This window comes from Nitrosospira sp. Nsp11 (assembly GCF_900142705.1).
Classification (GTDB): Bacteria; Pseudomonadota; Gammaproteobacteria; order Burkholderiales; family Nitrosomonadaceae; genus Nitrosospira.
Genome location: NZ_FRBV01000021.1, coordinates 1 through 14,962, shown reverse-complemented (window position 1 = coordinate 14,962; position 14,962 = coordinate 1). Strand labels below are relative to the sequence as shown.

General features: G+C 52.1%; 10 protein-coding genes and 1 tRNA gene. 8 read left to right on the top strand and 3 right to left on the bottom strand.

Translation table 11 applies throughout. From position 1 onward, the window contains the following. Positions 1-58 precede the first annotated feature (58 nt). The 3 genes from yajC to queA all read right to left on the bottom strand — a co-directional run bounded on the left by yajC (position 59) and on the right by queA (position 2,790). On the bottom strand, positions 59-397 hold the full coding sequence (yajC, locus tag BUA28_RS14810; RefSeq protein ID WP_072768892.1) for a preprotein translocase subunit YajC: 339 nt from the start codon (positions 395-397) through the stop codon (positions 59-61). Between the two features lie 36 nt (positions 398-433). Beyond that, entirely contained in the window at positions 434-1,540 is a 1,107-nt protein-coding gene (gene tgt / locus BUA28_RS14805; protein ID WP_072768891.1) for a tRNA guanosine(34) transglycosylase Tgt, read from the bottom strand. Positions 1,541-1,725: 185 nt separating this feature from the next. Beyond that, entirely contained in the window at positions 1,726-2,790 is a 1,065-nt protein-coding gene (queA, locus tag BUA28_RS14800; RefSeq protein WP_072768890.1) for a tRNA preQ1(34) S-adenosylmethionine ribosyltransferase-isomerase QueA, read from the bottom strand. A gap of 83 nt (positions 2,791-2,873) precedes the next feature. Here queA and BUA28_RS14795 point away from each other — a divergent pair. The 8 genes from BUA28_RS14795 (at position 2,874) to BUA28_RS14760 (ending at position 14,850) form a co-directional block, all read left to right on the top strand. Beyond that, a tRNA-Leu gene (locus BUA28_RS14795) sits at positions 2,874-2,960 on the top strand. A 1,325-nt stretch (positions 2,961-4,285) separates the two neighbouring features. Next, positions 4,286-4,738 carry a chemotaxis protein CheW gene (locus tag BUA28_RS14790; protein ID WP_072768889.1) on the top strand — a complete coding sequence of 151 codons (453 nt, stop codon included), beginning with the start codon at positions 4,286-4,288 and terminating at the stop codon, positions 4,736-4,738. A gap of 7 nt (positions 4,739-4,745) precedes the next feature. After that, the gene (locus BUA28_RS14785; RefSeq protein ID WP_072768887.1) at positions 4,746-6,251 is read left to right on the top strand and encodes a CheR family methyltransferase; all 1,506 of its coding nucleotides are present in this window, start codon (positions 4,746-4,748) and stop codon (positions 6,249-6,251) included. Further along, complete coding sequence (locus BUA28_RS14780) at positions 6,241-6,882, top strand: chemotaxis protein CheW (RefSeq protein ID WP_072768886.1); 642 nt, start codon at positions 6,241-6,243, stop codon at positions 6,880-6,882. Before BUA28_RS14785 ends, BUA28_RS14780 begins: the two co-directional genes overlap by 11 nt. A gap of 97 nt (positions 6,883-6,979) precedes the next feature. Further along, positions 6,980-8,443, top strand: a complete 1,464-nt coding sequence (locus tag BUA28_RS14775) for a methyl-accepting chemotaxis protein (RefSeq protein WP_072768885.1) — start codon at positions 6,980-6,982, stop codon at positions 8,441-8,443. Between the two features lie 18 nt (positions 8,444-8,461). After that, positions 8,462-10,807, top strand: coding sequence for a hybrid sensor histidine kinase/response regulator (locus tag BUA28_RS14770; protein ID WP_072768884.1), 2,346 nt, complete (start codon positions 8,462-8,464; stop codon positions 10,805-10,807). Between the two features lie 10 nt (positions 10,808-10,817). Next, positions 10,818-11,885: a chemotaxis-specific protein-glutamate methyltransferase CheB gene (cheB, locus tag BUA28_RS14765; RefSeq protein ID WP_072768883.1), complete on the top strand. Its 1,068-nt coding sequence runs from the start codon at positions 10,818-10,820 to the stop codon at positions 11,883-11,885. Beyond that, entirely contained in the window at positions 11,875-14,850 is a 2,976-nt protein-coding gene (locus BUA28_RS14760; RefSeq protein WP_072768881.1) for an EAL domain-containing protein, read from the top strand. Before cheB ends, BUA28_RS14760 begins: the two co-directional genes overlap by 11 nt. Positions 14,851-14,962 lie beyond the last annotated feature (112 nt).

Here is a 14,962-nt window from a genome sequence, read left to right as displayed (position 1 = left end):
AGAATTGGTACTGAAAACCTATGCCAAAGCCTTCGCGCCTGGGCCTTTACAAGGATGGCTATTCTTTCTCGATACTATTCAAGGTTCCCTTGGGCAGTAGAGTCTGAACGGCTGTTTTTTGTATGGTTACTTGCACATTTTCGGCAATTTGCAGTATGACGTAGTTTCCGACAACCTTGACCACGCGTCCCAATACACCGGATGCGGTTGCCAGCTCATCACCTTTTTGCAGTGCCTCTATCATCAATTTCTGTTCTTTGGCACGCTTCGCCTGAGGACGAATCAGCAGCAGGTAAAAGACAACGAATATACCGATCAGCGGCAGCAAGCTCATAAAATCCACTCCCGCTGCTTGCGCAGGCGCAGCGGCCTGGGCATAGGCTTCACTAATCAACATGGCTTCTCCGATAATGGGATAAAAAAGGATGCGATTTTAGCACGATGCGACGCGGGCTTGAAATTCTTGAGCATATTCCTCGAACTGCCCGGTTTCGATAGCGGCGCGGATTTCGCTCATCAATTGCTGGTAATAATACAGGTTGTGCAGCGTGTTGAGCCGCGCACCCAGAATTTCACCGGTCCGCTGCAAGTGATGCAGATAAGCAAGGGTGAAATTCCGGCATGTATAGCAGTTGCATTGGTCATCGGGCGACGCCGTATCCAGGCGGTACCGGCTATTGCGCAGCTTGACCACCCCGTTGCGCGTGAACAGCCACCCGTTCCGGGCATTACGTGTTGGAAGTACGCAGTCAAACATGTCTATGCCTTGGGACACGGCGTTGACAATATCCGCCGGGGTACCCACACCCATGAGATAACGCGGCTTTTCGTCGGGCAACTGCGGCGTGATGTGCTTGAGGATGCGCTGCATGTCGTCCTTGGGCTCGCCTACCGATAGTCCCCCGACTGCATAACCGTCGAAGCCGATATCCACCAGTCTGGATAACGAATCATCACGGAGATTCTCATGCATTCCGCCCTGAATGATGCCAAACAATGCATTGGGATTCCGCTCATCATCATGCCCGCGCCTGGACCGCTCCGCCCAGCGCACGCTCAATTCCATGGATTCACGCGCAGTTGGCTCGTCCGCAGGGTAAGGCGTGCATTCGTCGAATATCATCACGATGTCGGAATTGAGTATGCGTTGTATACGCATCGATTCCTCCGGCGTGAGAAAACAAACGTCGCCATTTACCGGCGACCTGAACTTGACGCCCTCTTCGCTAATCTTTCTCAGGGCTCCCAGGCTGAACACCTGGAAACCGCCCGAATCCGTCAATATAGGTCCATCCCAACCCATGAAATGGTGCAGTCCGCCGTGCGCGCTGATCACTTCGAGGCCGGGGCGCAGCCATAAGTGAAACGTGTTGCCAAGCACGATATGGGCGTCAATCTCCCGTAAATCCGCAGGCGACATCGTTTTTACCGCGCCGTAAGTGCCTACCGGCATGAAAGCGGGCGTCTCGACCGTGCCATGGGCCAGCGATAACGTAGCCCGACGGGCGCGACCGTCGGTACGATGCAGTTGAAATTTCATGCTACCGGTTGCTTGCTGGATGGGAGTAGTTTCAAAGTGCCCTGGAGACGGTTGAGACAGTTCAAAGTGTCTTGGAATGATGTATTCAGAACGCGTGGATGCAGAAGCTTTCGGAACTGTATCTCAAATTATAGGGCAGGCGGCCAATCAGCGGTTAATTAGCGGGCTAAGCAGGGAACGGCGTTCTATGATTGTCTTTCGATCAACATGGCGTCACCGTAACTGAAAAACCGATACCGCTTATTTACAGCATGCTGGTAAGCACGACGAATGTTTTCCGTTCCTCCAAATGCGGACACGAGCATCAGCAAGGTTGAGCGAGGCAAATGAAAATTGGTCAGCAGGCGCTCCACCACGCGGAAACGATACCCTGGCGTGATAAAGATATCGGTCTCGCCATGACCCGATTGCAATTCGTCCATGCTTTCCAATGCCTCCGCCTTTGCCTCTGCCGTGCGTGCTGCCGCTCCTTCCAAAGCTCGCAGCGATGTGGTGCCGACGGCGAGCACCCTGCCCCCGCCGGCTTTTGCGCGCCGGATTACGTCATTCGTTTCCTGCGGCACATGAAAAATCTCTCCATGCATTTTGTGATCGGCAATGTTGTCCACCCGGACCGGCTGGAACGTGCCCGACCCCACATGCAGCGTCACATAAGCAATCTGCACCCCCATTTCTCGTAATGCAGCAAGCATGCTTTTATCAAAGTGCAGGCCCGCAGTCGGCGCCGCGACAGCGCCTGCCTGCTTCGCGTAAATGGTCTGGTAGCGCGCCTCGTCCATTTTTTCCGGCAGCCGGGAAATATAAGGCGGCAGCGGCAGGTTACCGTAACGCTCCAATAAATCGATAACCGTGTTTTCGTGATCAAAACGCAACGTATAGAAATCGCGCTCACGTGCCAACACGGTCACGTTGATTGCGCCAGCGAGGAAAAGCTTCGATCCCGGCTTCGGCATATGGCTCGCGCGCATGATTGCCAACACGCAATGGGCATCCAGCACCCGTTCCACCATCACCTCCACCCTGCCTCCCGTGTCCCTCACGCCATGCAGACGGGCCTTGATCACGCGCGTGTCATTAAACACCATCACGTCGCCAGGGCGCACATAGCGAGGCAAATCGGCAAACATTGCATCACCCAGGGCACCGCCTGGACCCTTCAGATGCAGCATGCGGCTGCTGGCGCGCTGCTCAACCGGGAACTGCGCGATGAGCTCGGGAGGCAAATCGAAATCGAAATCCTGAATTTTCATCGCGCATATTATACCGATACACCCGGCATCGCTTATGAGTTGCCGCGATTTGGATTTTCAGTAATAATGCCCCGGCAGGCTGTGCCGGGATGGCGGAATTGGTAGACGCACGGGACTCAAAATCCCGCGACCGCGAGGTCATGGGGGTTCGATTCCCCCTCCCGGCACCAACTTGAATGCATCACCTTGGGGTGCGTTTTTAATTTGAAAATCAAGAAGTTAGATTACTGAAAATTACCAACTGAAGTCATTCTTAATACCCTACCCGTTTGTCCTAGTTTGTCCTGAAGATTTTTTATTCTTGGTGAAGACCTTCCGCCCTCCTGCTCATCCATAGGCTTCTACCTTTTCGCTACCGAGTCCAATTCAGGTAGAACACTCTCAGCTTCGAGATAGTTTTACCCCAAATTTACGAGTGGGCACCCTACGTACCGGCTCCCGACGATTCCCCCTCCTGGGTCCCTCGTGCCTTCCTTCGAGAGTCTATGGTCAAGCCTTTTGAAACTCTGCCGCAATCCGTATTGGGTACCAAGGTGGGACGACGGATGTTTCGAGTGATGCAAAGACAGGCTGCTAACCATAAGGCATCTAGGAAAGGAGGAAAGCACACCCATGCACGAACTCATTAAGGTTGAGAGTCGCTCAATAAGGGGGCACTGGAGGGGTACAAACGCTAGGGAACTCCATGGATTCCCGGGGCAGAATAGTATTCGCATCGGCCCAACGGGTCCAAATACTTCCAGCTTCGCTCACACTTCACGGCAAGGAAAAAATGCTGCAACCAGGCGTTTATCACAAGATAAGCCGAGCCGATGCCAAGTTAGCAGCGAGGTTGCGCGCCAACTGATGATCACTGGCATGACCTTGTCTGCCTATCGCAGTTTTTTATCCTCGTCATAGAAGCCGACTAGAAGCGCGCCCAATCCTATCCTGGAGCCTTGCGGATCGGTATATCGCCAAGCATTAGGTTATTCCGTGTCATCAGCAGTCCCTGTCCGACTAAATCGGTGGCTACTCCGGCACCATGCAACCTCCTCGAGGGTTGGTTGCAGCCCGCATTTCAATATCTCTACCTGTAAAATTCTACAGCTATTAAGACTCATCAATATGTAGTCTCATAGGACGGTCATCAACCATAAGGAGTGAGGCCAGCAATGGCAATTGTTTTCAAAAATGCTGTAGCAATCAGATGGATCAAAGAGCAGCGCCAACTACGACAGATGAATCACTGTTTGCCGGAGCAGATCTGGCGTTAATAGCAAAATAATTCGCAAGGTTGCCTGGCTTGTCTCCCCGGGTACTCCGGTAGTAATGGCGAGCTCGATGCCGAAACATTTAGTCAGTCTCGATCGCAACCTATGGCCCAGGCCCCGACTGATTTGGCGCGCCCCCAACCCTATCTCATTAATGCAGGTCGAGAACCGATATGAGCGTCTGGCGCCGGCAATCTTTGTAACCTGTTCTATTTCCTATACAGAGTGATTCACAAGCAGTGATGGATAACCAATACCTGGTTTTTATTCTCGATAATCAGGGGTATGCCCTGCATCTGTCTACGGTGGACAGCGTCGCGCGTATGGTTAATATAATCCCGTTACCGGGTGCACCGAGCGTCGTGCTTGGCGTCGTTAACATGCGGGGCCGAGTTATCCCTGTTGTCAATGTCCGTCAGCTTTTTAAGCTGCCAAAGCGTGAGGCCTTGCTGACTGATCAGCTGATTTTTGCGCATACCGAACGGCGTCCTGTGGCGCTGATGGCGGACGCAGTAACGGGAGTCATTGAAGGTCTTGAGCATCGCCTGATCTCAACAGATATTATCCTTCCGGGAATCAAATATCTAAATGGCGTTATCAAACTCAAGGATGGACTGGTCTTTATCCACAATCTTGGCGAGTTCCTTTCCTTGGATGAAGAAAAGGCTTTGAATTTGGCGCTTGGTACCACCTGAGACAGATATGCAAATCACCTTTCCCCATCTGCTGCTCTCACAGCTAAGCGCATTGCTTGAGATGAAGATGGGTTTGTATTACCCGGAAAAGCGCTGGGATGATCTTGAGCGACGAATTGCATCCGCAGCACAGGAGCTTGGCGTGAGGGACACTGAATCAGGAATCCTCCAACTCCTTTCCAGTGCCCTGACGCGCCGACAGATCGAAATACTTGCTCGTCATTTGACCGTCGGCGAGACTTATTTCTTCCGGGAGCAGAGAGGTCTGGATGTACTTGAGGGACGTATTTTTCCCGAATTGATGCGCATGTGCAAACGCGGCAACCGAAAATTACGTATCTGGAGCGCGGGTTGCTGCACAGGCGAGGAACCCTACACCATTGCTATGCTTCTTGATCGCTTGTTCCAGCATGACGGGGAATGGAATGCGACAATCCTGGCTACTGATATCAACCCCGCATTCCTGGACAGAGCGGCGGAGGGTCTATACAGCGAATGGTCTTTTCGGGCTACACCGGACTGGATTAAGGAGCGTTACTTCAAACGAAAAAAAAATGGACTATTCGAGATATTGCCGCATATCCGAAAAAGGGTGACATTTTCCTACCTGAATCTGGCGGAGGACGTGTATCCCTCAGTCGCCAGTAACAGGAGTGCGATGGATATCATCTTCTGCCGGAACGTACTGATGTATTTCAGTCCGGAAGGAGTTAGGAGAATTGGACAGAACTTTCACCGGTCTCTCGTGAATAATGGATGGCTGGTTGTAAGCCCGGTGGAGATGTCCGACGATTTCTTCCCCCAATTTAAATCCACGGCCTTTCCCGGGGCATTTCTCTATCGAAAAGTTGAAAGCCCTGAGTCGCGGAGAAATATGGTTGAGTACCGACTTTCTGGCGCGTTACCAAATATCTCATGCAGGGTCCAGAAACCTTTAACGCAAACGCCTGGTGTCCAGGGTCGGTTCACAAGCTCCACCCTCAAACGCTCGGCGGCGGCAGAATTGCCTGTGGTAACTGACCTGGTTGAACAACCGCTTACTGCTCACCGCGTTACAGACCAGCCAGAGAGGGAGAAGTTTGAGGTGCTTTGTCAATCAGCCCGTTTCCATGCCAATCGAGGCGATCTTACCAAGGCCGCCAGACGGTGCGAGGAAGCAATTGCGGCAAATAAACTTGAGCCGGCAGCCTATTATCTCCTCGCCACAATCCAGCAGGAACTCGGACAAGTGAAGGACGCGATGCAGTCACTGATGAGGACGCTATATCTTGATCCGGACCTTGTGCTCGCCCATTTTGCATTGGGTAACCTGTGTTTGTCGCACGGCAAAAGCCGGGAGGCAGAACGTCATTTGGACAACGCGTTATTGCTGCTGGCTTCGTACCCATCCCACGCAATTCTGCCGGAATCAGAGGGGTTAATCGCTGGCCGACTCACGCAAGTCATTACATCTATGCGGGCAAGTAAACTCGCCGGATTGCCAGGAAATAAAGAGAAAAGCATTGACAACTAACGCGCCAGTGTTTCCAAAAAAAAAGAAAACGGTTCGTACGAGTTTTCTTGAGGTCGAGCGGCGGTTGAGTGCGGCAAGGACAGCGGTCGAGCGCATTTGGACACCTTCCATCGAAGAGACGCAGCGGATCCTGCAAGCGAGGGCACTGGCCCTGGCACAGGAAGCATTGCCGCAAGACACCGCAAGCGAAGGCACTCAGGTAGTGGAATTTACGCTCGGCAATGAAAGTTATGCAATCGAACCGCACTTCATCACCCAGATTGCTTGCGTGGAAAACATAATGCCGCTGCCCTGCACGCCGGCATTTGTTTTAGGTATGGTCAATCTGAGAGGGCGGATATTCCCGGTTATTGACCTCAAGGTTTTTTTTGAACTGCCAGAAAAGGAATTAGCCAACGCCAACAAAATTATCGTACTGCAATCAGGAAAAATAATCTTCGGCATCTTGGCGGACGAAATTCTCGATATGCGCCGTATCCCGGTATCCGACATCCTGCCCTCTCTGCCCACACTCACGGGTATTCGTAAGAATTACCTCAAGGGAATAACTTCAAAGCCGTTGATGATTCTTGATGCGGCAAAGCTCCTCCTTGATGAGAACATCTTCGTAGATGAACAAGTAACCGAGTGAGCCAAACAGGAGACGAAGAAGCTTGGAATTTCAAACAGAAGCAACGGCAGGCGACACCTTGAGATGATAAAAAATTGAAGCTGTGAAAGGGAACAATATGACCATCAGTAAAAAAATTATGGGCGGCTACGCGCTTATACTGGCCCTGCTTGCACTCTCGACGGTTGTTGCGTTCTATGCACTCAATCAGATACAGGTAACCTACGAACATTTCCTAAGCGTGGACGAGCGGCTGATGGAGAGCGCGAACGAGCTTCGGATCGCGGGGTTTGCGCAGCAGACGCACGTCCGGGGAATTATGCTCTATCCGGAGCTCCAGAAGCCTAACCAGTTGCTCCTGCAAGACAATGATCGCCAGTTCAAGCAAATCTTCGACAAAATGCGGCGTGTGATGGGTGGAGAAAAGAAGACCGATCTGCTCGACGACATGGAATCTCTGCATGAACAATTGGAACGCGCTCAGCAGGGAGTCATTCAGCTCACGCTTGAGCAAAAACCCGAGGAAGCATTAGCTTTCATGACCAACACGTTCCGCCCGCTCAGCCTTGCGCTCATCGATAAAGCCAAGCGTTTCTACGAGCAACAAACTGTGCTTTTGGAAAGGAGAAAAATTGAGCTTGCGGATAAAGTCAGTTTTTTTACCATTACATTAGCAGTTGTTTCTTTATTTGCTGTTTTAGTCGGGCTAACAATCGGCGTCCATCTCAGTCGTACTATTACCCGGCAGCTCCGCGAAAGCATCGCCCAGTTGTCATCGTCTTCAGCAGAGATTCTTTCTACCACCTCTCAGGTTGCCTCGGGTGCCGCTGAGACCGCAGCCGCCGTGAGCGAGACAACCGCCACTGTGGAAGAAGTCAAACAAACGGCGCAACTGGCAAGTCAGAAAGCCAAATTTGTTTCGGACAGTGCGCAGAAAGCTTCCAACGTCTCGCAGGCTGGCCGTAAATCGGTGGAGGAAGCCATTAGTGGAATGCATCGCATTCAGGAACAGATGGAATCCATCGCCGAGAGCATTGTGCATCTTTCTGAGCAGAGCCACGCCATTGGCGAAATCATCGCAACAGTCAACGACCTGGCTGAGCAATCCAATCTGCTGGCGGTGAATGCAGCAATTGAGGCAGCCCGGGCTGGAGAACAAGGTAAGAGTTTTGGCGTAGTGGCCCAGGAGATAAGAAGCCTGGCCGAGCAATCCAGGCAGGCAACCGGGCAGGTGCGCACGATATTGGGCGATATTCAGAAGGCCACTAATATTGCGGTACTCGCTACTGAGCAGGGCAATAAAGCTGTAGAGGCGGGCGTCAAGCAATCCACCGAGACTGATGAAGCAATCCGCTTGCTCTCGGCCAGTATTAGCGAGGCCGCGCAGGCAGCCACCCAGATCGCGGCATCAAGCAAGCAGCAAATGGTTGGCATGGATCAGGTGGCTACGGCCATGATCAATATCAAGCAGGCAAGCGAGCAGAATGTTGCAGGCACCCGGCAGGCAGAATTGGCAGCGCAGGGTTTGTATGAAATGGGGGCTAAACTGAGTACCCTGATAGGCGGCGGGATTGCTAGATAGAGCGAATGGAAAAAATCCATGACCAGCAAAAATGATGCGCTCCTGGAAAGGCTTCTTGCAATGTTTCGGCTCGAGGCAGATGCACATCTCCAGGCTATGTCGTCCGGGCTGCTTGCGCTGGAAGAGAAACCTTTGGATACACGTGGGGCCGATATCATTGAGGCCATATTGCGGGGCGCTCACAGTTTGAAAGGTGCCGCCCGGGCTGTGAACTTTACACAGATAGAAGCAGTCTGCCGATCTCTGGAAAACGTCTTCTCGGCGCTGAAAGATAAAAGTCTTGCCATATCGTCACCGCTGATTGATCTGCTGCTTCAAACAATCGATGCGCTAAGCGGACTGGTTGCTGGAGATGGCAGTGTGTCCGGGACGCAAAAGTCTCTGTTGCCCAAAATGATGCGACAGCTTGACGATATACTGAAGAGGCCATTGCATGAGCTTGCGAGCCATACCGCAGCGCCGCAAGCTGCACCGCTTTTACCTTTAGCTGCTTCCGATGAGTCAACCGAATCAGGTTCCAATATGGCTGCACAGAGAGCGGCGTCCGCTGCGAGCCATGCATCAGCGACAATCAGGGTACCGATTGCAAAACTCGAAGCGATTCTGCGTCAGGTTGAGGAACTGCTGCTGCCGCGACTGGGGGTGGGACAGCGTGCCAAGGAGCTAAGCGAGGTCACTGCGGCACTTGCCGCATGGAAAAAGCAGCGGCTGCAAATCCAATCGGCAATGCGCATCGTTGATCGCGAGTTGACATTCAATCTTAAGGATAACCGGACCTTTCGAGGAAAGCACGAGCTTCCCAAGCTGCTCAAATACCTGGATGCCGAGCCGCTCCATATGAAGGCGCTTGAGAGCCAGCTGGCGAGGCTGCAACGGGCAGCCGAGCAGGATCACCGCACCCTGGCCGGCATGACGGATTATCTGCTTCAGGATGTGAAAGAGATGCAGTTACTGCCTTTCTCGACGTTTCTGGACATCCTGCCCCGATTCTCCCGGGAGCTGGCCCGCGAGCAAGGCAAGAGCTTGGAGCTTGTCATTCGCGGAGGCGAGATAGAAATTGATCGGCATATCCTGGAAGAGATGAGGGACCCTCTTATCCACCTGGTGCGTAATTGCATTGATCATGGCATCGAGCAATCGGCGGCACGGCTAGCTAAAGGCAAGCCTTCGTACGGAAAAATCACTTTTTCATGCTCACGGAGCGATAGCGGTACGGCGGAGATACTTGTGACCGATGATGGTGCGGGGATCAATGTAGCGATGGTAAAAGCAGCTGCTCGCAAGCTTGGCGTAATCTCCCCAGAGGAGATGGAACAGCTGGGAGAGTTCGAATTAATGGCGCTGGCTTTTCAATCCGGGGTAACCACCAGCCCCATCGTAACCGATATCTCAGGACGCGGGCTCGGACTTGCGATTGTACGCGAAAAGGTTGAAGGCTTGGGTGGCAGCATCGTGGTCAGGTCGAATGCTGATATCGGAACCGTTTTCCGCATCTTACTGCCGCTAACGCTGGCAAACACCCGCGGGGTCCTGATTCATGCCGGGGGACAGCTTTTTGTTATTCCTTCAAATAGCGTTGAACGGGTGCTCCTCATCGCGAATAGCGAAATTCAGACTATGGAGAACCGTGAAACGATTCTGGTTGACAAACAACCGCTTTCTCTGGCCTGGCTGAGTGACGTACTGGAATTGCGTCCTCGCGTTGCAGAGGTTGAAGCGCGCACCACACCAGCTGTAGTTCTCGGCTCAGGTCTCGGCCGCGTTGTATTTCTGGTGGAAGAGATTCTTGGTGAGCAGGAGATTCTAATCAAAGGACTCGTCCGGCCATTGACGCGCGTACGGAACGTCACAGGTGTATGTGTAGTGGGGACTGGCCTTTTGGCGCCCGTACTCGATGTACCTGATCTGCTGAAGTCGGCGGTCTCGCGGTCGGCCGCAGTACGCGTTCCTACTCGCCGTTTATCGGCTGAAAAGCATGAGACGTCAAGTGAACAATCTATTTTAGTGGTGGAGGATTCCATTACTGCGCGGACGCTGCTCAAACATATACTGGAGTCGGCGGGCTATCGTGTGACCACAGCCGTCGACGGGGTTGATGGATATACCGCTCTTAAAACAGGCGCGTTCGACCTGGTAGTCTCCGACGTTGAAATGCCACGTATGGACGGCTTTGCTCTGACAGCCAAAATACGTGCTGACAAGCAATTACCGGAGCTGCCCGTGGTACTGGTAACAGCACTGGATTCACAAAATCATCGCGAGCGCGGCATTGAGGCTGGTGCGAATGCGTATATCGTGAAGAGCAATTTCGATCAGAGCAATTTACTGGAGGTCATCCGGCGCCTTATCAGCCTCGGGACATAAGTTTCTCGCCATGATCAGAGTTTTAGTAGTGGAAGATTCGCCTGTAGTACGAGAGTTCCTGGTTTACATTCTCAACTCGGATCCTGACGTCACGGTTATCGCCACCGCTGGTGATGGAGAGGAAGCGCTCGATGTTTTGCGCAGTCATCGACCTGACGTAATTACCATGGACATCCATATGCCGAAGTTGAACGGGCTGGAGGCAACGCGAGTGATCATGGAGACACAACCGACTCCCATTGTAATCGTGAGCGGCAGCACAGATCCCACGGAGGTTGTGACAACGTTTGGTGCGATCGACGCAGGTGCACTCGCGGTTCTGCGCCGTCCTGCCGGCATCGGTAATCCAGATCATGAGGCAACGGCTCGGGATTTGATACAGGTCGTAAAACTGATGTCTGAAGTAAAGGTAGTGCGGCGCTGGTCGCGTATGCGGAAGTCCTTCCGGACCCCGTGCCAGACAAGCATCTCTTCGTTGCCCCGAGCGGCACAAACAAAAATTGTCGTCATGGGTGCTTCTACTGGTGGCCCGCCCGCGCTCGAAACTATTCTGCGGGCACTCCCAAAGGATTTCCCTGCGCCTATTTTAATAGTCCAGCATATGGCGGGAGGATTCATAGAAGGATTTGTTGAATGGCTGAAGAATTCGGCCAGCCTCCCTGTTCATGTTGCCAAGCAGGGCGAATTGCCGCTGCCGGGACATGTCTATGTTGCGCCTGACGAATATCAGATGAAAGTAGGAAGCGACGGGAAAATTGTGTTGACCAAGGATGAGCCCGAGCATGGGTTGATGCCTTCGATTTCTTATCTTTTCCGATCGGTTGCCGACGTGTACGGTCATGGTGCCATTGCCGGCCTACTGACGGGCATGGGTCGGGACGGAGCGGAAGAGCTATACATGCTAAAGGAGAAAGGCTCGATCACATTCGCGCAGGACAAGGACAGTTCTGTCGTCCACGGTATGCCGGGCGAGGCCATCAAATTAGATGCAGCGACGCTGATCTTACCTCTGCAAAAGATTGCGGCAGTGTTGACGGACCTGGTAAACGATAGAGGAGAAATCAAGTTTGGCTCATGATGTTTCAACCCACGACGTCCGGAAAGCCAAGATTCTTATCGCGGAGGACAGCCCCACCCAAGCAGAAAAATTGAGATATCTGCTTGAGGAAAATAACTTTAAAGTTACTACCGCAGGCAATGGCAAGCAGGCTCTTGCGGCAGCCCGGCAGTGCAAACCTGCATTGATTGTCAGCGATGTAATGATGCCGGAGATGGATGGGTTTGCGCTATGCGCCGAAATCAAACGGGACGCGCAGCTCAAAGATATCCCTATGATTATGCTTACTTCCCTGTCCGACATCAGGGACATCATGAAAGGATTGGAATCCGGCGCTGACAATTTTATCCGTAAACCATACGACGACCAGTATCTTCTTGATCGCATCGACTACCTGCTGATGAGCCACGAATTGCGCAAGAGCCAGAAGATGCAAATGGGGATGGAGATTTATCTGGGCGGGCAAAAACATTTCATAACAACCGAACGGCAGCAGATCGTGGATCTATTGATTTCGGTCTACGAGGATGCGGTCCACCTCAATTATGAGCTAAATGCACGGCAACTTGAGTTGACGCACTCGAATCGTTTGCTCAACGGACTGTATCAGATAGCGGAGGGTCTGAATCAGGCAGTAACCGAGCGCGAGGTCTGCGAAAAAGCACTTGAGTACGTGGTGGAGCTGCCCGGAGTCCAGGCAGGGTGGCTTTATCTGTGGGATGGCAGCGGGGTCAGGTTAGCTGGTGCGCGGAACGTACCCGTATCATTAGCTGCGGAGAGCATAGAGGCACTATGCGAATGCCGCCGCCTTTTGCTCTCTGGAGAGTTCAGCCACGCTCCAAAAATTTTACAGTGTGAGCATCTTATCCAACATGGGGACCATGCCTCTCTCCCTTGCTACCATGCGAGCATACCGTTGTGGAGCGGCAATCAGAGCCAAGGTGTCATGAATCTTCTGGGTTTGGAACAAGCCCAGTTCAAGGACAATGAGTTGGACACGTTTTATGGGGTCGGGTACCAGGTAAGCGTCGCACTGGAACGCGCCCGATTGCATGAACACATGGAAAAATTGGTCGAGGAGCGAACCGCAGCGTTAACAGCAGAGATCTCCCGACGCAAGGAATATGAAGCCAGGGTGGTCAGGCTCAACCGCATATATAGCGTATTAAGCGGCATCAACACGACTATTGTGCGCGTCCGTGAAATACAGGAACTCTTCGACGAAGCGTGCCGTATTGCAACAACCCATGGTGAGTTTGTCTTTACGTGGATCGGGATGTTCGAGGCCAATACGGGACAAATTACGCCAATGGCTAAGGCGGGGCGAGGTGATGGCTATCTGTCCCGGCTCGATCTGGCCGCTGTGGTGGATGCGCCAGGGGGCTCCTGTTTGATAGGGGACGTGATCACACATCTCAAACCCGCCATTTGCAACGATCTCAATGCCTACCGGCGAACGCAAAGCTCACTTGTCCAACCGCCGGACGACGATTATCTTTCCATGGCGGTGTTACCCCTGACCCTTGATGGACAACTTGCCGGCATCCTGGCGCTCTATGCACGGGAGACAGGATTCTTCGACGACGAGGAAATGACTCTGCTGATCGAAATGGCGGGTGACATTTCGTTTGCAATGGATCACCTGAAAAAAGAGGAGCGTATCAATTATCTCGCTTTTTTCGACGCTGTAACCGATCTGCCGAACCGAGCGTTATTTCTGGATCGGGTCGATCAACGAATCCAGACCGTCTCTTCCGATCACAAGATGCTTTCTGTAATTGTCCTCGATATTGAGCGGTTCAGCAGTATTAATGAATCACTCGGCCATGGGGCGGGTGACAGTCTCCTGCGTCAGCTTGCAAAAAGGTTGAAGCAACTGCTTTCAGAAACAGACATTCTTGCCCATCTTTCTGCGGATTATTTTGCTATTGCGAGAACACATGAAGAGGAAAGCACTGATATTGCCCATATTCTGGAAAAGCTCCTGTTTGAGGTTCAGAACCAGCCTTTCCTGACGGCTGGGCAGGAATTGCGCGTTTCCGTCAGAGCGGGAACATCATCCTATCCCGCCGATGGCCGAGATACCGATACACTCTTGAGAAATGCCGAAACGGCACTGAAAAAAGCAAAGCTTTCTTCCGATAAACACTTGTTTTACGCTCCCGAATTTCATGCCAGGGTTAAAGAAAAGCTGAAACTTGAAACCAGGCTGCGCCAAGCGCTGGAGCAGGAACAGCTGGTCCTGCACTACCAGCCCAAAATTGATCTTGAAAATGGAAAAATCAGCGGATTGGAGGCATTGATGCGCTGGGAGGATCCGGAAAATGGCTTGATACCTCCACTGAACTTCATTCCTTTGCTCGAAGAAACCCGGATGATCCTGGAAGCGGGCCGTTGGGCGCTGGGCAAAGCGATATCGGACGCACAGAAATGGAAATCCTTAGGGTTGAATCCCCCAGTAATTGCAGTGAATGTCTCGGCAATTCAGTTACAGCAAAAGGATTTTGTTAGTATGGTGGCAGATGTGCTGCGCAACGCAGGGGAAGTTTCGGTCGGATTGCAACTCGAGATCACTGAAAGTGTAATCATGAACGACATAGAGGCTAATATCGAGAAGCTAAGCCTTATTCGAGATATGAATATTCAGATCGCTATTGACGATTTCGGTACCGGCTATTCTTCGCTCAGCTATATTGCCAAGTTGCCAGTTAATGTGCTGAAAATTGATCGCGCTTTCATTATCAATATGAATACCAATCCAGACGATCTTAGCATCGTTTCTGCAATCATATCTCTAGCACATTCACTGCATCTCCGTGTTATTGCCGAGGGAGTGGAAACGATTAAGCAAGCCGATCTTTTGCGAAGACTTAAGTGCGAGGAGATGCAGGGATATCTGTTCAGCCCGGGCGTCACAACGGACAAGATCGAAGAATTCCTGCGTGAGAAGAAATCTCTCCCCACTTGGAGTACTCAGCGGATTTAGGGCTAATTATCCGTTACTTAGTCGTCCCTGAAAAACCTCATCTTTAACAAACTTCCATCATTAATCGATGGTTCTCTTCATTTTGTTTTTGTCCGAGGCATTGCAAGCATTC